The following is a 19,352-nucleotide window of genomic DNA, read 5'->3' on the forward strand; positions in this document are numbered from 1 at the left end:
GACGCTGGAAACTATTCGTCGTCGTCGAAGTTATAACTGCCCGGCGCCAGGTTCTCGAAGCGCGTGTACTTACCGATGAACGCCAGGCGGATAAAGCCGATCGGCCCGTTCCGCTGCTTGCCGATGATGATTTCGGCAATGCCCTTGTGCTCGGTTTCCGGGTGATACACCTCGTCGCGGTACACGAACATGATCACGTCGGCGTCCTGCTCGATCGCTCCGGATTCACGCAAGTCAGAGTTCACCGGGCGCTTGTTGGGACGCTGCTCCAGGGAACGGTTGAGCTGGGACAGCGCCACCACCGGGCAGTTGAATTCCTTGGCCAGGGCTTTGAGGGACCGGGAGATTTCGGAAATCTCGTTGGTCCGGTTGTCGCCGCTGGAGCCGGGGATCTGCATCAACTGCAGGTAGTCGATCATGATCAGGGCGATATCGCCGTGCTCACGCACCAGGCGCCGGGTACGCGCACGCATCTCGGACGGGCTGATACCGGCGGTGTCGTCGATAAACAGCTTGCGGTCGTTGAGCAGGTTGACCGCCGAGGTCAGGCGCGGCCAGTCGTCGTCTTCCAGGCGACCGGCACGCACTTTGGTCTGGTCGATCCGACCCAGGGACGAGAGCATACGCATGATCAGCGATTCGCCTGGCATCTCCAGGGAGTACACCAGCACGGCCTTGTCGCTGCGCAACACGGCGTTTTCCACCAGGTTCATCGCAAAGGTCGTCTTACCCATGGATGGACGGCCGGCGACGATGATCAGGTCGGACGGCTGCAGGCCGCTGGTCTTCTCGTCGAGGTCGGTGTAGCCGGTGGAAATACCAGTGATGGCGTTGTCAGTGTTGAACAAGGTGTCGATACGGTCGATGGCCTTGGTCAACAGGTCGTTGACGCTGACCGGGCCGCCGGTTTTCGGGCGGGCCTCAGCGATCTGGAAGATCTGCCGTTCGGCTTCGTCGAGGATCTCGGCGGCGGTGCGACCTTCAGGGTTAAAGGCACTGTCGGCGATTTCGGTGCTGATGCCGATCAACTGGCGCAGGGTCGCCCGCTCGCGCACGATCTGGGCATAAGCCTTGATGTTGGCGACGGACGGGGTGTTTTTCGCCAGCTCACCGAGGTAGCCGAGGCCACCGACTTGCGAGGTCTGGCCTTCCTTGTCAAGTTGCTCGGCCAGGGTCACCACGTCAATCGGTGAGTTCTGGTCGGCCAGCTTGGCAATGGCGCGGAAGATCAGGCGGTGGTCATGCCGATAGAAATCACCGTCCGAGACTTGATCGAGCACACGTTCCCAGGCGTTGTTATCCAGCATCAAGCCACCGAGCACGGCCTGTTCGGCCTCGATGGAATGCGGCGGCACCTTCAGGGCAGCGGTTTGCAGATCGTATTGCTCAGGAGCTGAAATATCGTTCATGGCCACTTGGAATTAGGGGGTGTGAAAAAAACAAAAGGCACGACCTGTAAACAGGATCGTGCCCGATGTTAACCGCCTGGCACGCGAGGTGCCAGTCAGTTAGGTGCTACTTAAGCTGCTACCACGACAACGCGTACGGTGGCTTCAACTTCAGCGTGCAGGTGCACGGCTACGTCGAATTCGCCTACGTTGCGGATGGTGCCGTTCGGCAGACGAACTTCGCTCTTCTGCACTTCAACGCCGGAGGCGGTCAGTGCATCAGCGATGTCGTGGGTGCCGATCGAACCGAACAGCTTGCCTTCGTCACCGGCGGTGGCAGTGATAGTCACTTCCAGCTCGGCCAGTTGGGCAGCACGGGTTTCAGCCGAAGCTTTCTTGTCTGCTGCGGCTTTTTCCAGCTCAGCGCGACGCTCTTCAAACGCGGCCAGGTTGGCAGCGGTTGCAGCGGTAGCTTTGCCGTATGGCAGCAGGTAGTTACGACCGTAGCCGGCCTTAACGTTTACTTTGTCGCCCAGGTTGCCCAGGTTGGCGACTTTTTCCAGAAGGATCAGTTGCATGTGAAAATCCTCTAACTTTTAACCTTCACCGTTCGCGTTATCGGCGTCTTTCGGCGCCAGACGACCGCGAAAATCAATCAGGCCGTCGACAATGGCCAAGACCACGAGTAACGGATAGATCAGTTGCATAAACAGCAACAGCGTCACGTACAACCCCACCAGCCAGAACTTGGCCAGGCGCTTTTGCGCCACCAGCCCGTGCATCAGGGCCAGCCCGGCAATCACCAGCGGTACGCTGCACAACGGCGTCAACATGGCCATTTGCGGACCAAAGTTCGGCCCTACAAGCATGCACGCCAGCAGCAACATCGCTGGTCCTGCGGGGATTCTGATACTGCGAAACTCGCGACCAAAACCACCCGGGTTATACAACAACGCCTGCCAGTAGCGCCCAAGAATCAGGCTCAGCACACTGACGATCTGCAACAGTGCCGCTATCAGGCCGGTAAGGACCGGAGCAATCAGTGTGGCCATGCGCGCTCGCTCATCTACCGACAATTGCTGGTAGAGATCCCCGAGGGCCAGTGGCAGGATTTTTACCAACTCCTGCGACAGCGCCTCGATTTGCGGGCGGAAAGCCGCGCCAAGCACCACTGAATACACCACTCCCAATGCCACGCTGACCAGCAGCGTACGGACCCAGGACTCACTTGCGCGTAAAACCAACGCAAGGCTCGAAGACCCCAGCAGTACCAGAAGTACCCGTGGATCGTCGAATTGCAGCCACCAGATCAAGGCCGGCAGCAACCCCAGGGCAAGAACGCCCAGGGCGTCCTTCAAACCGCGCCGCAGCAGCACAAGGCTTCCTGCGGCAGCACCCAACCAATACAACAACGGCAATGCAGCACATCCAGCCACTACCAGAGTGGCCTGCACACGACCGCGCATGATGAACTCAGCTAAGGCGCGCATGCATTCAATCCCTTACTACTTGTCGACTGCCCGGTCTCAGCGGCCGTGGCTGTCGGTGTAGGCCAGCAGGGCCAGGAAGCGGGCGCGCTTGATAGCGGTGGCCAGCTGACGCTGATAACGAGCTTTGGTACCGGTGATACGGCTTGGAACAATTTTGCCGGTCTCGGATACGTAGGCTTTCAGAGTGTTGAGATCTTTGTAGTCGATCTCCTTCACTTCTTCAGCGGTGAAGCGGCAAAACTTACGACGACGGAAGAAACGTGCCATTTGATAGGCTCCTTAATAAGGTCCGTGGATTACTCGTCAGCGTTATCGCTGTTGTCGCTGTCATCACTATCAGCGCTTTCAGCGCCTTCGTGCTCAGGACGGTCGCGACGCTCACGGCGCTCACTGCGGTTTTCTTCAGCCTTGAGCATCTCGGATTGGCCGGTAACGGCTTCTTCGCGACGGATGACCAGGTTACGGATCACTGCATCGTTGTAGCGGAAGTTGTCTTCCAGCTCGGCCAGGGCCTTGCCAGTGCACTCAACGTTCAGCATCACGTAGTGAGCCTTGTGAACATTGTTGATTGCGTAGGCCAGTTGACGACGGCCCCAATCTTCCAGACGGTGGATTTTGCCGCCGTCTTCTTCGATCAGCTTGGTGTAACGCTCTACCATGCCGCCGACTTGCTCGCTTTGATCCGGGTGGACCAAAAAGATGATTTCGTAATGACGCATGAATGCTCCTTACGGGTTGTAGCCTGCCGCTCAAAAACGGTCAGACAAGGAGTGAATGACACTTAGGAATCTTGCCGCTGGGAGGCACATGCGTGCCCGCCGGGAAGGCAAGGGGCGCAATTGTAGAGAAGGGGGAGAAAGGGCGCAAGGCAATTGGTGATTATTTGACCAAAAACCAATGTGGGAGCTGACTTGTGTGGGAGCTGGCTTGCCTGCGATAGCATCACCTCAGTACAACTGATGTACCGAGGTGCCCGCATCGCGGGCAAGCCCGACTCCCACACAAACCAGCTCCCACATTTTGCATCTATGCCAGGCTCAAAATTACTTCTTGGACTTGGCCTTGGCGCCACGCTGACGCTGGGCTTCGAACAGGCAGACGCCCGTTGCGACTGAAACGTTGAGGCTGCTGACGCTACCGGCCATCGGCAAGTGCACCAGGTAGTCGCAATGCTCTCGGGTCAGGCGCCGCATGCCCTTGCCTTCAGCACCCATGATCAGGATGGTCGGGCCGGTGAGGTCCTGGTCATAGATGCTGACCTCGGCCTCACCCGCCGTACCCACGACCCACAAGCCGCGCTGCTGGAGTTTTTCCAGGGTGCGCGCCAGATTGGTCACGGCCACCAACGGAATCACTTCTGCTGCGCCGCAGGCGACTTTACGCACGACCGGGGTCAAGGTAGCCGACTTGTCTTTCGGCACGATCACCGCCAGCGCGCCGGCAGCGTCCGCCGAACGCAGGCAGGCGCCAAGGTTGTGCGGGTCGGTCACGCCGTCCAGCACCAGCAACAGCGGCGCACCTTCGGTGCGGTCGAGCAGCTCGTCGAGCATGGCCTCGCCCCAGACCTGGCTCGGACTCACGTCCGCCACCACACCCTGGTGTACACCTTCGACCCAGACGTCCATTTCGCGCCGCTCGGCCTGGCCGATGGCAACTTTATTCTGGTTGGCCAGCTCGACCAACGCTTGAACGCGCGGCTCGCTACGACCCTCGGCCAACCACACTTGCTTGACGCGCTTGGGGTGGTGACGCAGCAACGCTTCTACGGCGTGTACGCCGTAGATTTTTTCCAGACTCATGACTTGGCCTTAGGTTTGCGCGACCCGCCGCTCTTGGCAGGGGCCGAACCCGCTTTTGGCGGGCCTTTACGGTGTTTACTCGGTTTGCTCGACGGCTTGTCGGCGGCCTGGGACTTTCCCCCAGACGCCGCTTTACCACCGCTTTTGGCTTCGTTGAGCAACTGCTGCTTCAACTCGCGACTCTTGCGCAACTCGGCGTTTTTCGCCGCCGCATCACTGGGGCGGTACGCGTCGCTGACCTTTTCCTTGGCCGAGGAGCGGCGCGCAGGCTTGGCCGGCGCAGGCTCGGCAGCCGCTGCAGCTTTCGCAGGAGCGCCTTTTTTCGCCGGCGCTGTGGTTTCGGCACCCCGCTTTTTGCGGCCAATCGGCGCTTCGAGGGTTTTTTCAGCCATCTCGAAGTCGATCTTGCGTTCGTCGAGATCGACGCGCATGACCCGTACTTCTACGGTATCGCCCAAACGGAAGCTGCGACCGGTGCGCTCGCCCGCCAGGCGGTGATGCACAGGATCGAAGTGGTAGTAGTCACCCGGCAAGGCGGTGACGTGCACCAGGCCTTCGACGTAGATGTCGGTCAGCTCGACGAACAGACCAAAACCGGTCACGGCGGTGATCACGCCTGGGAACGACTCGCCTACGCGGTCCTTCATGAACTCGCACTTGAGCCAGTTCACTACGTCACGGGTGGCTTCGTCGGCACGGCGCTCGCTCATGGAGCACTGCTCGCCCAACTGTTCCAGGGCCGCTTCGTCGTACGGATAGATCCGTGCCTTCGGAATGGTCATGGCACCGGCGCGCTTGACGTGCGGGGTGTTCTGCTTGGAATGGATCACGCTGCGGATGGCGCGGTGCGTGAGCAGGTCCGGGTAACGGCGGATCGGCGAGGTGAAGTGGGTATACGCCTCGTAATTCAGGCCGAAGTGGCCCTGGTTGTCGGCGCTGTACACCGCCTGGCTGAGGGAGCGCAGCATCACGGTCTGGATCAGGTGGAAGTCCGGACGGTCCTTGATGCTGGCCAACAGAGCCTGGTAATCCTTCGGCGACGGGCCATCCTTGCCTTTGTGCAGGGACAGGCCAAGCTCGCCCAGGAAGGCGCGCAGTTTTTCCAGGCGCTCCGGTGGCGGACCATCGTGCACCCGGTACAGCGCAGGAATCTCGTGCTTCTTCAGGAATTCGGCGGTGGCCACGTTGGCCGCCAGCATGCATTCCTCGATCAGCTTGTGCGCGTCATTGCGGGTGGTCGGCGTGATTTCCGCGATTTTGCGCTCGGAACCGAAGATGATCCGGGTTTCCTGGGTTTCAAAATCTATCGCGCCACGGACATGACGTGCGCCCAGCAACACCTTGTACAGCGAGTAGAGCTGCTTGAGGTGTGGAACTACGTCAGCGTACTGGCTGCGCAAAGCCTTGGCTTCGCTGGTTTTCGGCGTTTCCAGGATGGTGCTGACCTTGTTGTAGGTCAGGCGGGCCTGGGAGTGGATCACCGCTTCGTAGAACTGGTAGTCGGTCATTTCGCCGGTTTTCGAGATGGTCATCTCGCACACCATGGCCAAACGGTCGACTTTCGGGTTCAGGGAGCACAGGCCGTTGGACAGCTGCTCAGGCAGCATCGGGATCACGCGCTCAGGGAAGTACACGGAGTTGCCGCGCACCTGGGCTTCGTTATCCAGGGCCGAACCGATCTTCACGTAGCTGGATACGTCGGCAATCGCGACGAACAACTTCCAGCCGCCGGAGAACAGGCGCAGCTTGCCGGGCTTGGCTTCGCAGTAGACCGCATCGTCGAAGTCGCGGGCATCTTCGCCGTCAATGGTGACGAACGGCAGATGACGCAGGTCGATGCGTTTCTCTTTGTCTTTTTCTTCGACTTCCGGCTTGAGCTTGGCGGCTTCTTTGAGCACAGCCTCAGGCCAGACGTGAGGAATATCGTAGGTGCGCAACGCAACATCGATTTCCATGCCCGGCGCCATGTAGTTGCCGACCACTTCGACGATATCGCCCTGTGGCTGGAAGCGCGGGGTTGGCCAGTGGGTGATTTTCACCTCGACGAACTGACCGACCTTGGCGGCGCCATTGCGGCCCGGAGTCACCAGCACTTCCTGCTGGACCTTCGGGTTGTCCGGAATCACGAAGCCGATGCCGCCTTCCTCGAAGTAGCGACCGACGATGGATTCGTGGGCACGGGACACCACTTCGACGATCACGCCTTCGCGTCGACCGCGACGGTCCAGGCCGGACACGCGCGCCAGGGCGCGGTCGCCATCGAACACCAGGCGCATTTGCGCCGGGCTCATGAACAGGTCGTCACTGCCGTCATCAGGGATCAGGAAGCCGAAGCCATCACGGTGACCGGCAATGCGGCCAAGGATCAGGTCGAGCTTGTCCACCGGCGCGTAAGTGCCGCGACGGGTGTAGATCAACTGTGCATCGCGCTCCATGGCGCGCAGGCGGCGGCGCAGTGCTTCGAGTTGGTCTTCGGTGGTCAGACCGAATTCTTCAACCAGCTGCTCGCGGCTAGCAGGCGAACCCCGATCGGCGAGATGCGCCAGGATCAGTTCGCGGCTAGGAATAGGGTTTTCATATTTTTCCGCTTCACGAGCGGCCTCGGGATCGAGGGACTGCCAATCGGCCATTAGAGAGTTTTCACCTTGTCTATATGTGGGTTAGTTTGGCATACGCGTATTGAAACGGGAAATTTCAAGCAATAACTAGCCCGCAAATGCGTTTTATAGCCGCGCAAAACCACCTTGCGTGACCGCCTGCGAAATTTTCCAGGCTTTTTTGATGACGGGGGTTTACAGCTCAAAAGCCACTCCGTATAGTGCGCGCCATCGACGACGGCAACGTTGAAGATACTGCCCAGATGGTGAAATTGGTAGACACGCCAGCTTCAGGTGCTGGTGACCGCAAGGTCGTGGAAGTTCGAGTCTTCTTCTGGGCACCAATTCAAAACTTGAGGTTTGCGCCTTGAGTCTCACAAAAACCCGCGAAAGCGGGTTTTTGCGTTATAGCCCTTTGATTTTTAACCCAAAAGTTGATTTATAAAATCAAATCAGGGGTTTACAGATCAAAAAGCCCGCCGTATAGTTCGCCCCATCAACAGCGGCAACGTTGCTTGATAATGCCCAGGTGGTGAAATTGGTAGACACGCCAGCTTCAGGTGCTGGTGATCGCAAGGTCGTGGAAGTTCGAGTCTTCTCCTGGGCACCAAATTCAGATCAAACCCGCGAAAGCGGGTTTTTTCGTTTCTGGGGTTTAAAAACTCCACCCGCAATTCCCGCTGCGCCCGCACTTGAGAAGTTTTATCGTTTATCCTTGCAATGATTTGTTGCACTCAAGTGAGGAACACCCCGGATGATGATCCGCGATATCCGTCTCAAGACATCCCTTCTGCGTGGCCTGACCATCACTCTGCTCGGCCTGACCCTGCTCTCTCCCACCGCCTACTCGGCCGACAAGGTTGAACTGACCCTGTACAACGGCCAGCACAAGGAAGTCGGCGATGAACTCGCCAAGGCCTTCGAAGCCAAGACCGGCATTCATGTGAATGTACGCAAGGGCAGCAGCAACCAACTGGCCAGCCAGGTCGTCGAAGAGGGTGAGCGCTCCCCCGCCGACGTGATCTACACCGAAGAATCCCCGCCACTGAACAAACTTGGCGAACAAGGTCTGCTGGCCACTATCGACGCCAGTACCCTGGATGTCCTGCCCAAGGAATACGTGGCCGCCAATGGCGCCTGGATGGGCGTCACCGCACGTACCCGGGTAGTGGCCTTCAATCCGAAATTGATCAAGGAAGAAGAGCTACCCAAGTCGGTACTGGATTTCGCCAACCCCGAGTGGCAGGGCAAAGTGGGCTTCGTCCCCACCAGCGGTGCCTTCCAGGAACAGGCCGTGGCCATCATCAAACTGCATGGTCGCGATGCCGCCGAAGAATGGCTGACCGGGCTGCGCGCGTTCGGCAAGGTCTACAGCAATAACATGGTCGCCCTCAAAGCCGTGGAAAACGGCGAAGTAGCGACGGTGCTGGTGAATAACTACTACTGGTTTGCCCTGAAAAAGGAAAAAACCAACCTGGATTCGCAACTGCACTACTTCACCGATGGCGATGCTGGCGGCCTGATCACCGTATCGGCAGCAGCGGCATTGAAATCCAGCAAGCACCCCAAGCAAGCCCAGCAACTGCTGGCGTTCATGGCCAGCGAAGAAGGCCAGCGGGTTATCACCAACACCTCCGCCGAGTACCCGCTGCGCAAAGGCATGCAGTCCAACCGCGGCCTCAAGCCATTCAGCGAACTGCAACCGCCCAAAGTCACTCCCGCCGACCTGGGCAACGCTGAAGAAGCCCTGGAACTGGAACGTGACGTTGGCTTGAACTGATGACCCCATCGCAATCCGCCCCCGCCTTGCGCGGGGGCTTTAGCCCCCCGCGCAAACGCCCGTCAATCTGGCTGCTGCTGCCAGTCTTGTTACTGGTGGGCCTGAGCCTGCTGCCGTTGGTGTATGTGGGCCTCAAGGCGTGGCAAGCCGGCTGGGCCGAGGCTGTGCATCTGCTGTGGCGCCCGTATGTGTTCGGGCTACTGCGCAACACCTTGGCATTGATGGTCGGCGTGACCGTCGCCTGCGCGGTGATCGGCCTGTCCCTGGCCTGGCTGCTGGAGCGCAGCAACCTGCCGGGCCGGCGGATATGGGGCGTAATCCTGTGCCTGCCGTTTGCCGTGCCGGCGTTTGTCAGCAGCTTTACCTGGGTATCCCTGAGCGCCCAGTTCGAAGGCCTGGGCGGCGCCATCCTGGTCATGACCCTGTCCAAATACCCCCTGGTGTTCCTGCCGGTGGCGGCCACCCTGCGCAACCTGGACCCGTCCCTGGAAGAGTCGGCCCGCACCCTGGGGCTCAATCGCTGGAGCGTGTTTTTTCGCATCACCCTGCCGTTGCTGTGGCCGTCGCTGCTGGCCGGCGCCCTGTTGATCGCCTTGCATATGCTGGTGGAGTTCGGCGCCCTGTCGATCATCGGCCTGCAGACCTTCACCACGGCGATCTACCAACAGTTCGAATTGGAGTTCAGCAACGCCAATGCGGCGATGCTGTCTGCGGCGCTGCTGGTCATGTGCCTGACCCTGCTGTGGCTGGAACTGCGCGTGCGCGGCAAGGGCCGGCATGTGCGCACCGGACAAGGCGCGGCGCGGCATGCCGAACAGGTTCGACTGGGCAGATGGGCGCCATTGGGCCAGCTGTACTGCCTGATGCTGGCGATCATTGGCAGTGGCATTCCGTTGGGGATGCTCGGCTACTGGCTGGCCGTGGGTTCTTCAGCAGCCTTCCCGGTAGCCGAGATCAGCGAGGCGCTGCTGTCCTCCCTGGCGCTGTCCCTGGGCGGCGCGGCACTCTGCCTGGCGCTGGCCGTACCGGTGGGACTTCTGGTGGTGCGCTACAAAGGCCAACTGGCGCTGTGGGCCGAACGCCTGCCCTACTTGCTGCACGCCCTGCCCGGCCTGGTGATTGCCCTGACCCTGGTGTATTTCGCTCTGCATTACGTGCCGGCGCTGTATCAGACCTCGGCGTTGCTGCTGATCGCCTACGCGCTGTTGTTCCTGCCACTGGCCCAGGCGCCGATCCGTACCGCCCTGAACAAGGCGGCACCGCAACTGGAAGAGGCGGCCCGCACCCTCGGCGCATCGTCGTTCAGCGCGTTTTGTCGGGTGACCCTACCGATTATCTTTCCGGCATTGGGCGCGGCGTTTGCGCTGGTATTCCTCGATGCGATGAAGGAGTTGACCGCGACTTTGCTGCTCAGTCCGACCGGGTTGAATACCCTGGCCACGGCGGTGTGGGCGCACACCTCGAATGTGGAGTTTGCGGCGGCGGCGCCTTATGCGGCGCTGTTGATTCTGGTGTCGGGGTTGCCTGTCTACCTACTCACGACACGGATGTATCTGAGCCGCTGAGAGCGCTATCGCAGGCAAGCCAGCCCCCACACTGGAGCGGGCTTGCCCGCGACAAGGTCCGAGCCGCCAACCTCAGGCCCGGAACTGCCCCAGGCTGGCCTTCAACTGCGCCGCCAACCCATCCAGCACTTTGCCACTGGCCGTGGTTTCCACCACCGCCTGCGCTGCGCGCTCGGCCTGGGCATGGATCACCTCGACCCGCCCCCGCACCGCATGCGCGCCCTGGGCCTGATGTTCGGCAGCCCGGGTCGCCAGGCCAATCGCCGCATGCACCTGCTCCACTGAGTCTTGCACCGTTTGCTGCAAGCGCACACTTTCGCGCAACACCAGCAGACCCTCGCTGGCCTGGCGCCCGGCCTTGCCGATGGTTTCCACCGCCTCACGCGCGCCTTGCTGCAACGCCACGATATGCGCCTGGATATCACCGGTAGAGCTTTGGGTTTTACTGGCCAGCGCCCGCACTTCGTCTGCCACCACCGCAAAACCCCGCCCGGTTTCACCGGCACGCGCGGCTTCAATGGCGGCATTCAGGGCCAGCAGGTTGGTTTGCTCGGCAATGCCGTGGATCACCGTCAGCACCACTTCAATCTGCTCGCTTTGCTGGGCCAGGCGCTCGATCACCTTGGAACCGGCCTGCACCTGCCCAGCCAAGGCCTCGATCAAACTGCCGACCTCGGCCGAAGTACGGGAGTTTTCATCCGTGGCCTGACGGATATCCACCACCTGCTGCAACGCGGCCTGCATGGCATGGCTTTCAGCCTGGGCCTCGTCAGCCATTTGCGACAGCGCCCGCAGGCTCTCGGCCACTTCATCACGCTGCAAACCTGCTGCGGCATCGGCACCAGCATTGCGCAGGGTCATCGCGCCGATTTCCACGCCGGTACGCTGGGCCACATCCCCCGCCTCGCGCACGATGGGCTGCAACTTATCCACAAACCGATTGACCGCCGAAGCCATGGCGCCGATTTCATCCTTGCTGTTGATCTGCACACGCTTGGTCAGGTCACCGTCACCGGCCGCCAAATCATCCATGGCCGCGATCAGCAGCTTGAGGCGATTGACCACCCGCCGCCCCAGCACCACGGCAATCAGCAACAGCACACCCAGGCCCACCACCGCCAGACCCAGACCGATACGCCAGCGCAGGGCCTGCGCGGCCTCTTGTACGGCGCTGGAGGTATTAGCGGTCATTTGCGTGGCCGTGGCCTGCGCCGACTGCAGACGGGCACCCATGGCCGCCGCACTGTCCGCCGCCGCGCCTTTGAGGCTGTCGCCCACCAATTGACCGCCACTGGCGATCAGCGCGGCAAAACGCTGGTCCAGCGCCGCCAGGTCAGCCTCGACCGCTGCAGTAGAAACCCCCATCAGCACCTTGCCGATCTCTACACCATTGGGGCTGATGGACGCTTCGACGTAGTACACCGAAGGGTCGTTTTTCGCGGCATTCAACACTTTATCCAGCGCACGGTCGCCCTGGCCTTTTTCCAGGAGCGCCTTGTTGATCGGGTTTTCCCGGTTCAAATAACGGGTCAGGTGCTGGCCTGTGGCGTCGTCATACACCACAAACAGCACATTGGGATTGCGCTGGGCACGCCGGGCGAACTCCGACAACGCCGGAACATCGCTGTCCCACATTGCACGGGGTGCAACCGAGGCCAGCAACTGCGCCATGTCATTGGCAGAGTCCTTCAGGTCCTTTTCCAGGGTCGTACGCAGTTGCTGCTGCTCTTGCTTCAACCGCGCAGAAAGCCCGGCCGTCAGACGGTCGCTGGTGCTGGCCGACAAGCTATCCAGGCTGGACGTCACTTCCTTGCCGGCCTGGGTCAATTCGCCCGACAGTTTCTGGCTGTCCACACCCAGGCGTTTGCCCAAATCGGCTTCCAGGGCCGTGACTGTGCTCCGGGTCAGGGCGACCGCCACCAGCACCTGCACCAAAAGAGCGATACCAAGGGTAACGAACACCGGCCGCAACAGCCGGCTTTGTAACAATGAGAGAACGGCAGACATCGGGAATCCCTCCACCACGGGTGCCATTAAATTGATAGCACCGCGAAAGAGAGAAACATAGCAAGGGTCGTGCCGTGCGCACCGCAGAAACGACAAAGGGCCCCCGAAGGGACCCTTTGCTTTTTACATCAACAGCTTATTAAGCGAACGGATGACGCAAAACGATGGTCTCGTTGCGGTCCGGGCCCGTCGAAATAATGTCGATCGGCGCACCAATCAGCTCTTCAACGCGCTTGATGTAGGCGCGGGCGTTAGCTGGCAGTTCTTCCAGGGTCTTGGCACCCACGGTCGATTCGCTCCAGCCCGGCACTTCTTCGTACACCGGCTGCAGGCCAACGTAGCTGTCAGCGTCGGTCGGGGCAACATCATTACCTTCTGCGTCTTTGTAGCCGACGCAGATGTTGATGGTTTCCAGGCCGTCGAGTACGTCCAGCTTGGTCAGGCAGATACCCGAGATGCTGTTCACGTCGATAGCGCGACGCAAGATGACAGCATCGAACCAGCCACAACGACGGGCACGACCGGTCGTCGCGCCGAACTCGTGACCTTGCTTGGCCAGGTGCGCACCGACGTCGTCGAACAGCTCAGTCGGGAACGGACCCGAACCTACGCGCGTGGTGTAGGCCTTGGTGATGCCCAGGATATAGTCCAGAAACATCGGACCAACGCCCGAACCCGTCGCAACGCCGCCAGCGGTGGTGTTGGAGCTGGTCACGTACGGGTAGGTACCGTGGTCGATGTCCAGCAACGAGCCCTGGGCACCTTCGAACATGATGTCTTTGCCGGCGCGACGCAGGTCGTGCAGCTCGGCAGTCACGTCCAGCATCAGCGGCTTGAGCAGCTCGGCGTATTCCTTGCACTCGGCCAGGGTCTTGTCGAACTCAATGGCTGGCTCTTTGTAGTAACCGACCAGCATGAAGTTGTGGTAATCCACCAGTTCACGCAGCTTGTCTTCAAAGCGCGGCATGTTGAGCAGGTCGCCCACACGCAGGCCACGACGTGCAACCTTGTCTTCGTAGGCCGGGCCGATACCGCGACCGGTGGTGCCGATCTTCAGCTCGCCACGGGCCTTTTCACGGGCCTGGTCCAGCGCAACGTGGAAGGACAGGATCAGCGGGCAGGACGGGCTGATACGCAGGCGCTCACGCACCGGTACGCCTTTCTCTTCCAGCTTGGTGATCTCGCGCAGCAGGGCGTCAGGTGCAACCACCACGCCGTTGCCGATCAGGCACTGCACGCCTTCGCGCAGCACGCCCGACGGGATCAGGTGCAAGACGGTTTTTTCGCCATCGATGACCAGGGTGTGGCCAGCGTTGTGGCCACCTTGGTAGCGCACTACGGCGGCAGCATGTTCGGTCAGCAGATCAACGATCTTGCCTTTGCCCTCATCACCCCATTGGGTGCCCAGGACTACGACATTCTTACCCATAACACTTGTCCTCATTCGCGCAAACTTGGTGCCGGCGTTGGCCGGCAGGAAAACTCAAGAAGCCAGTGGCGATACTTGCCAAAGCCCGTTCTGCTGAATCAATTGCCGGTCGCAGTCCGCTTCACGGGCGGCGGCCAATGGCTGCCCAGGCAAGGCCTGGACGACACGCTGACCCTCACTGCGCAACTGGCAGACCTGCTGCCAGAGTGCCGCGTCCGTACTGTCTGGCATCCAGATACCGCCAGACGGTAGCTCGACTTCAGCACGCCCCAGGGTCACCAGGGTTTTCAAATCGGTGGAAAAGCCAGTCGCCGGACGGGCACGACCGAAGTCGGCGCCGATATCGTCATAACGACCGCCCTGGGCGATGGCTTGGCCAACGCCCGGAACAAACACCGCGAACACCACACCGGTGTGGTAGTGGTAGCCGCGCAACTCACCCAGGTCAAAATACAACGGCAGTTGCGGGAAGCGCGTCGACAACTGCTCGGCAATCGCCAGCACGTCGTCCAGGGCCGCCAGCACCGGGGCCGGCGCGTTGGCCAGGCGATCACGGGCAGCGGTCAGCACTTCGCGACCACCACACAGATCCACCAGCGCACGCAGCATGCCAGCCAGGTCGGCAGGCACGCCTTCGGTCAGGGCGATCACTTCGTCGATGGCCTTGCGCTGCAGGGCATCGAACAACTGCTGCTCCACTTCGCCGGACAAACCGGCCGCACGGGCCAGGCCACGGTAGATACCGACATGCCCCAGGTCCATGTGGACATCCGGCACATCGGCCAGTTGCAGCATCGCCAGCATCAGGCTGATGACTTCAACGTCGCTGCTCGGGCTCGCATCGCCATACAACTCGGCGCCCAACTGGATCGGGCTACGGGACGATGACAAGGCGCGCGGTTGCGCATGCAGCACGCTGCCGGCGTAGCACAGGCGGCTCGGCCCTTCACGACGCAAGGTATGCGCATCAATGCGCGCCACTTGCGGCGTGATGTCGGCGCGAAAGCCCATTTGCCGACCCGATTGCGGGTCGATGACCTTGAAGGTGCGCAGATCCAGGTCCTGGCCCGCGCCGGTCAGCAGGGATTCCAGGTACTCGATATGGGGAGTCACGACAAACTCGTAACCCCAGCTCTGGAACAGATCCAACACCTGGCGACGCGCGATTTCAATACGCGCAGCCTCTGGTGGCAGTACTTCTTCGATGCCATCTGGCAGCAGCCAGCGGTCTACCGTTGCCATTACGCCATTCCCCTATGACCCGGCCTGCCCTTGGGCGAGCCTTGAGTGAAGCAGAAAATACCCGGCCCCTGCATAAACCACGCGCAAGAGCGACGTGACGAATGGCCTGTAGACGGCCTCGTCGGGCACTTTCCTCGAAAAACCTGTCACGCCTGCAACGCACAACAACAATCAAACATGCAGACGCAAAAAAGCCGGGAATTTCCCGGCTGCCGCATCATACACCCGTTTTCCGAAAGGATCACCCCGCCGAGCGTTTTAGCCGCCCGACGGAGTGGTACCAGCCAGTCAGCGGGTTACTTGGACTTTTCCAGGTAGCGGAAGAAATCGCTACTTGGGTCCAGCACCATGACATCGGTTTTGTTCGCAAAGCTTTCACGGTAGGCACGCAGGCTACGGTAGAACGCGTAGAACTCCTGGTCCTGGCCATAAGCCTTGGCGTAGATCGACGCGGCTTGGGCATCACCATCACCACGAGCCTCTTCAGACTCACGATAGGCCTCTGCCAACAGTACGCGACGCTGACGGTCGGCATCCGCACGGATACCTTCAGCCAGTTCGTTACCCTTGGCACGGTGCTCACGCGCCTCACGCTCACGCTCGGTGCTCATACGCTCGAACACGCTGCGGTTCACTTCCTTGGGCAGGTCAATGGCCTTGACCCGAACATCGACCACTTCGATACCCAGCTCTTTTTCCGCCATGGTATTCAACGAACGGGTGATGTCAGCCATCAGCGCATCACGTTCACCGGATACCACCTCGTGCAGGGTGCGCTTACCAAACTGGTCGCGCAGGCCCGATTCCAGACGACGGGACAAACGCTCGTCGGCAATCTGCTTGAGGCCGGAAGTCGCGGTGTAGAAGCGCTCGGCATCCTTGACGCGCCACTTGGCGTAGGCGTCAACCATCACGGCTTTCTTTTCCAGGGTCAGGAAACGCTGTGTCGGTGCATCCAGGGTCATCAGGCGGGCGTCAAACTTGCGCACCTGGTTGACGTAGGGGACTTTCACATGCAGGCCCGGCTGGACATCAGCCTGGACCACACGCCCGAATTGCAGCAACACCGCACGCTCGGTCTGAGCCACGATGTAGAAGCAGTTCCAGGCAGCGATGACCACGACGACGCCCACAATCAGGGCGGTCAGCGATTTATTGCTCATCAACGACTCTCCCGGGAACGTGTTTGCTGTTGCTGCAAGTCAGCGGCCGCACGGGCGCTCGCTTCGTTGGCAGCGGCAGTCGAACTGGCGGAAGACGAAGTACTGCCGGCGCTACGACCACCTTCGATCATCTTGTCCAGCGGCAGGTACAGCAGGTTGTTCTGCCCACCTTTGTTGCCGGTCACGAGAACCTTGCTGGTGTTGGTGAAGACTTCCTGCATGGTGTCCAGGTACAGACGCTCGCGGGTGACTTCCGGTGCCTTGCGGTACTCGGCCACCAGCTTGGTGAAGCGGTCAGCCTCACCCTTGGCGCGGGACACGACTTCGTCGCGGTAACCGTTGGCATCTTCAAGGATGCGCTGGGCCTGACCACGGGCTTCCGGCACCACGCCGTTGGCGTAGGTTTCAGCCTGGTTGCGCGAACGCTGCTCGTCTTCACGGGCGCGGATCACGTCATCGAAGGCTTCCTGCACTTCACGCGGTGCCGCTGCGCTCTGTACGTTGACCTGGGTAACGGTGATACCGGTGCGATAGGTATCGAGGAACCGTTGCAGGCGCTCCTTGATCTCGCTGGCCATCAGTTCACGGCCTTCGGTCAGCACCTGGTCCATCGCAGTGGAACCCACTACGTGGCGCAGGGCGCTTTCGGTCGCGTGCTGCAAGCTGATTTCCGGCTGGTCGACGTTAAGCACGAAGTCCTGCAGGTTGCTGATCTTGTACTGCACGGTCAGCGGCACTTCGACGATGTTCTCGTCTTCGGTCAGCATCTGGCCCTGCTTGGTGTAGGCACGCTCACGCGTGACGTTCTCCATGTACTTCTTGTCGATCGGCGGGAAGTAGATATTCAGGCCGGGGCCGACAGTCTCGTAGTACTTGCCGAAGCGCAGCACCACGGCTTGCTCCTGCTCGTCCACCACATAGACCGCGCTGTACAGCCAGACAGCCGCCAGCGCCACGAGGCCCAGGCCAAGCAGGCCGTAGCCGCCGCCCTTGCCTGTGCGACCGCCGTCGTCACCACCACGTTTTTTTCCACCACCGAACAACCCATTCAGGCTTTCCTGCAGCTTTCGGAAGGCCTCGTCGAGATCTGGTGGCCCCTTGCGGTCGCCATTATTGCGGCGTTTACCACCCCAAGGATCCTGATTATTCGAGTTGCCACCCGGCTCATTCCAAGCCATAGCGCTCTCCATCTGATAAAGCAAAGACGCACCCACGGCGCGCCGACCAATGCTACAGAATGCCTGCCACAGCGGCACAACCGCTTTCTCAGGCTTTTATTGCAAAGTGTGTTGTTCGAGGAACTCCGTCGGTACAACGCCCTCACGACTCACCAGCCGATTGAGCTCCGAACGAGGCAAACGAACAGCCAGCAGGCTGACACCCTCTTCGTCGTGTTCTTCTTTCTGTACGGCACCCAGCTCAAAGAACTGAGCACGCAGTCGAGCAAAACGCTGAGGCAAGCGCAAGGTACCGACGAACAAATCGCCACCGAGCAACTCGGCAATCGCCTGCTCAAGCAATTCCAGACCGCTACCGTCCCGCGCCGACAGCCAGACCCGCTGGGGCCTGCCGTTTTCGTCGCGCTGGATTTGCGGCTCCACACCCTCAAGCAAATCGAGTTTGTTATAGACCTCGAGGATCGGCAAGTCCTGGGCGCCAATCTCACCCAGTACTACCATGACCTGCTCGATCTGCAACATCCGGTCAGGCTCGGCCGCATCAATGACGTGCAGCAGCAGGTCGGAGTTGCTCGACTCTTCGAGCGTAGACCGGAATGCCTCGACCAGCTTGTGCGGCAAGTGGCGGATGAAGCCCACAGTGTCGGCCAGCACAATCGGCCCCAGGTCGTCGAGTTCCAGACGGCGCAAGGTCGGGTCAAGGGTGGCGAACAGTTGGTCTGCCGCGTACACGTCCGATTTGGTCACGTTGTTGAACAGCGTGGATTTACCGGCGTTGGTGTAGCCCACCAGGGACACGGTAGGGATATCCGCACGGGTACGGCCGCGTCGCGATTGCTCGCGCTGGCTGCGCACCTTCTCCAGCCGGCCCTTGATCTGGCGCAGGCGCACCCGCAGCAGACGCCGGTCGGTTTCGAGCTGGGTTTCACCCGGCCCACGCATGCCGATACCGCCACCCTGACGCTCAAGGTGCGTCCAGCCGCGAACCAGGCGGGTGCTCATGTGGTCAAGCTGGGCCAGTTCGACCTGGAGCTTGCCTTCATGGGTACGGGCGCGTTGGGCGAAGATATCGAGAATCAGACCGGTACGGTCAATCACGCGACACTCGAAAACACGTTCGAGGTTACGTTCCTGACTGGGCGTGAGGATGTGATTGAAGATAACCAGATCGGCTTCTTCGGCATGGACCAGGTCGCGCAGTTCCTCGACCTTGCCGCTGCCAATCAGAAATTTGGCGGTTGGCCGATGACGCGGCACGTTAAAAAACGCGACGGTCTCGGCGCCGGCCGAATTTGCCAGCTCCTGAAACTCCTGCGGATCTTCGCGCGCCTCAGGGTCCTGTCCATCCAAGTGAACGAGGATTACTCGCTCACCACCACCGTGGCGCTCAAAGAACAAAGGAGACTCCTATCAGGCGTTACCTGGCTCAGCGTCACCCTGTTCGGATTCGGTTGCGCTAGGCAGACGAATTGGACGAACCGGCACTACTGTCGAGATAGCGTGTTTGTAGACCATCTGGCTGACGGTGTTTTTCAGCAGGATCACGAACTGGTCGAAAGACTCGATCGTACCTTGCAGCTTGATGCCGTTGACCAGATAGATGGAAACCCCAACTTTCTCTTTACGTAAAGTATTCAAGTAAGGGTCTTGTAGCGAATGCCCTTTTGACATGTGCCGCACTCCTTTAAGGATCAATAATAAAAAATCGGAAAAA

Annotated in this window: 16 protein-coding genes and 2 tRNA genes; 4 read left to right on the forward strand and 14 right to left on the reverse strand. The window is 60.4% G+C overall.

All coding sequences use genetic code 11. The features are described from left to right. Positions 1 to 11: 11 nt before the first annotated feature. From dnaB to rnr, 7 genes are all read right to left on the reverse strand, one after another. Positions 12 to 1,409: a replicative DNA helicase gene (dnaB, locus tag HBR93_RS04610; RefSeq protein ID WP_017138451.1), complete on the reverse strand. Its 1,398-nt coding sequence runs from the start codon at positions 1,407 to 1,409 to the stop codon at positions 12 to 14. 110 nt (positions 1,410 to 1,519) lie between these two features. Then, on the reverse strand, positions 1,520 to 1,966 hold the full coding sequence (gene rplI, locus HBR93_RS04615) for a 50S ribosomal protein L9 (RefSeq protein WP_003171376.1): 447 nt from the start codon (positions 1,964 to 1,966) through the stop codon (positions 1,520 to 1,522). A gap of 18 nt (positions 1,967 to 1,984) precedes the next feature. Further along, positions 1,985 to 2,878, reverse strand: coding sequence for a hypothetical protein (locus HBR93_RS04620; protein WP_057437422.1), 894 nt, complete (start codon positions 2,876 to 2,878; stop codon positions 1,985 to 1,987). 36 nt (positions 2,879 to 2,914) lie between these two features. After that, positions 2,915 to 3,145 (reverse strand): 30S ribosomal protein S18, encoded by a 231-nt coding sequence (rpsR, locus tag HBR93_RS04625; RefSeq protein ID WP_003171373.1) that lies wholly within the window; start codon positions 3,143 to 3,145, stop codon positions 2,915 to 2,917. A gap of 29 nt (positions 3,146 to 3,174) precedes the next feature. Continuing rightward, positions 3,175 to 3,597: a 30S ribosomal protein S6 gene (gene rpsF, locus HBR93_RS04630; RefSeq protein WP_003217491.1), complete on the reverse strand. Its 423-nt coding sequence runs from the start codon at positions 3,595 to 3,597 to the stop codon at positions 3,175 to 3,177. 324 nt (positions 3,598 to 3,921) lie between these two features. Continuing rightward, entirely contained in the window at positions 3,922 to 4,677 is a 756-nt protein-coding gene (gene rlmB / locus HBR93_RS04635; protein ID WP_057444490.1) for a 23S rRNA (guanosine(2251)-2'-O)-methyltransferase RlmB, read from the reverse strand. Next, positions 4,674 to 7,307, reverse strand: coding sequence for a ribonuclease R (gene rnr / locus HBR93_RS04640; protein ID WP_115127258.1), 2,634 nt, complete (start codon positions 7,305 to 7,307; stop codon positions 4,674 to 4,676). The genes rlmB and rnr overlap by 4 nt, the downstream gene beginning before the upstream one ends. Before the next feature lie 224 nt (positions 7,308 to 7,531). Here rnr and HBR93_RS04645 point away from each other — a divergent pair. From HBR93_RS04645 to HBR93_RS04660, 4 genes are all read left to right on the forward strand, one after another. Continuing rightward, positions 7,532 to 7,618, forward strand: a tRNA-Leu gene (locus HBR93_RS04645). Positions 7,619 to 7,797: 179 nt separating this feature from the next. After that, positions 7,798 to 7,884, forward strand: a tRNA-Leu gene (locus HBR93_RS04650). Between the two features lie 144 nt (positions 7,885 to 8,028). Then, positions 8,029 to 9,054: an extracellular solute-binding protein gene (locus HBR93_RS04655; RefSeq protein WP_057958156.1), complete on the forward strand. Its 1,026-nt coding sequence runs from the start codon at positions 8,029 to 8,031 to the stop codon at positions 9,052 to 9,054. Next, entirely contained in the window at positions 9,054 to 10,619 is a 1,566-nt protein-coding gene (locus HBR93_RS04660; RefSeq protein WP_169959884.1) for an iron ABC transporter permease, read from the forward strand. Before HBR93_RS04655 ends, HBR93_RS04660 begins: the two co-directional genes overlap by 1 nt. Before the next feature lie 72 nt (positions 10,620 to 10,691). Here the strand turns inward: HBR93_RS04660 and HBR93_RS04665 are convergent, their stop codons facing one another. From HBR93_RS04665 to hfq, 7 genes are all read right to left on the reverse strand, one after another. Continuing rightward, a complete protein-coding gene (locus tag HBR93_RS04665) occupies positions 10,692 to 12,626 on the reverse strand; it encodes a methyl-accepting chemotaxis protein (protein WP_120731399.1) in 1,935 nt (644 codons plus the stop codon). 139 nt (positions 12,627 to 12,765) lie between these two features. Then, positions 12,766 to 14,055 (reverse strand): adenylosuccinate synthase, encoded by a 1,290-nt coding sequence (locus HBR93_RS04670; RefSeq protein ID WP_057437412.1) that lies wholly within the window; start codon positions 14,053 to 14,055, stop codon positions 12,766 to 12,768. 54 nt (positions 14,056 to 14,109) lie between these two features. Further along, complete coding sequence (locus HBR93_RS04675) at positions 14,110 to 15,297, reverse strand: ATP phosphoribosyltransferase regulatory subunit (protein ID WP_057437406.1); 1,188 nt, start codon at positions 15,295 to 15,297, stop codon at positions 14,110 to 14,112. Between the two features lie 296 nt (positions 15,298 to 15,593). Then, positions 15,594 to 16,460 (reverse strand): protease modulator HflC, encoded by an 867-nt coding sequence (gene hflC, locus HBR93_RS04680; protein ID WP_017849753.1) that lies wholly within the window; start codon positions 16,458 to 16,460, stop codon positions 15,594 to 15,596. Further along, positions 16,460 to 17,638 carry an FtsH protease activity modulator HflK gene (gene hflK / locus HBR93_RS04685; RefSeq protein WP_115127254.1) on the reverse strand — a complete coding sequence of 393 codons (1,179 nt, stop codon included), beginning with the start codon at positions 17,636 to 17,638 and terminating at the stop codon, positions 16,460 to 16,462. Before hflK ends, hflC begins: the two co-directional genes overlap by 1 nt. Before the next feature lie 96 nt (positions 17,639 to 17,734). Continuing rightward, entirely contained in the window at positions 17,735 to 19,036 is a 1,302-nt protein-coding gene (gene hflX, locus HBR93_RS04690; RefSeq protein ID WP_029299582.1) for a ribosome rescue GTPase HflX, read from the reverse strand. Between the two features lie 12 nt (positions 19,037 to 19,048). After that, positions 19,049 to 19,309, reverse strand: a complete 261-nt coding sequence (hfq, locus tag HBR93_RS04695; RefSeq protein WP_010221594.1) for an RNA chaperone Hfq — start codon at positions 19,307 to 19,309, stop codon at positions 19,049 to 19,051. Between the last annotated feature and the right edge of the window lie 43 nt (positions 19,310 to 19,352).

It is taken from the genome of Pseudomonas sp. WS 5411, from assembly GCF_012985595.1.
Classification (GTDB): Bacteria; Pseudomonadota; Gammaproteobacteria; order Pseudomonadales; family Pseudomonadaceae; genus Aquipseudomonas; species Aquipseudomonas shahriarae.

Coding starts and splice junctions, on each gene's coding strand:
- HBR93_RS04665 (WP_120731399.1), bottom strand. CDS start 12,626: ATGTCTGCCGTTCTCTCATTGTTACAAAGCCGGCTGTTGCGGCCGGTG.
- rlmB (WP_057444490.1), bottom strand. CDS start 4,677: ATGAGTCTGGAAAAAATCTACGGCGTACACGCCGTAGAAGCGTTGCTG.
- HBR93_RS04620 (WP_057437422.1), bottom strand. CDS start 2,878: ATGCGCGCCTTAGCTGAGTTCATCATGCGCGGTCGTGTGCAGGCCACT.
- hflC (WP_017849753.1), bottom strand. CDS start 16,460: ATGAGCAATAAATCGCTGACCGCCCTGATTGTGGGCGTCGTCGTGGTC.
- HBR93_RS04655 (WP_057958156.1), top strand. CDS start 8,029: ATGATGATCCGCGATATCCGTCTCAAGACATCCCTTCTGCGTGGCCTG.
- rplI (WP_003171376.1), bottom strand. CDS start 1,966: ATGCAACTGATCCTTCTGGAAAAAGTCGCCAACCTGGGCAACCTGGGC.
- hflK (WP_115127254.1), bottom strand. CDS start 17,638: ATGGCTTGGAATGAGCCGGGTGGCAACTCGAATAATCAGGATCCTTGG.
- hfq (WP_010221594.1), bottom strand. CDS start 19,309: ATGTCAAAAGGGCATTCGCTACAAGACCCTTACTTGAATACTTTACGT.
- HBR93_RS04670 (WP_057437412.1), bottom strand. CDS start 14,055: ATGGGTAAGAATGTCGTAGTCCTGGGCACCCAATGGGGTGATGAGGGC.
- dnaB (WP_017138451.1), bottom strand. CDS start 1,409: ATGAACGATATTTCAGCTCCTGAGCAATACGATCTGCAAACCGCTGCC.
- HBR93_RS04675 (WP_057437406.1), bottom strand. CDS start 15,297: ATGGCAACGGTAGACCGCTGGCTGCTGCCAGATGGCATCGAAGAAGTA.
- HBR93_RS04660 (WP_169959884.1), top strand. CDS start 9,054: ATGACCCCATCGCAATCCGCCCCCGCCTTGCGCGGGGGCTTTAGCCCC.
- rpsR (WP_003171373.1), bottom strand. CDS start 3,145: ATGGCACGTTTCTTCCGTCGTCGTAAGTTTTGCCGCTTCACCGCTGAA.
- rnr (WP_115127258.1), bottom strand. CDS start 7,307: ATGGCCGATTGGCAGTCCCTCGATCCCGAGGCCGCTCGTGAAGCGGAA.
- rpsF (WP_003217491.1), bottom strand. CDS start 3,597: ATGCGTCATTACGAAATCATCTTTTTGGTCCACCCGGATCAAAGCGAG.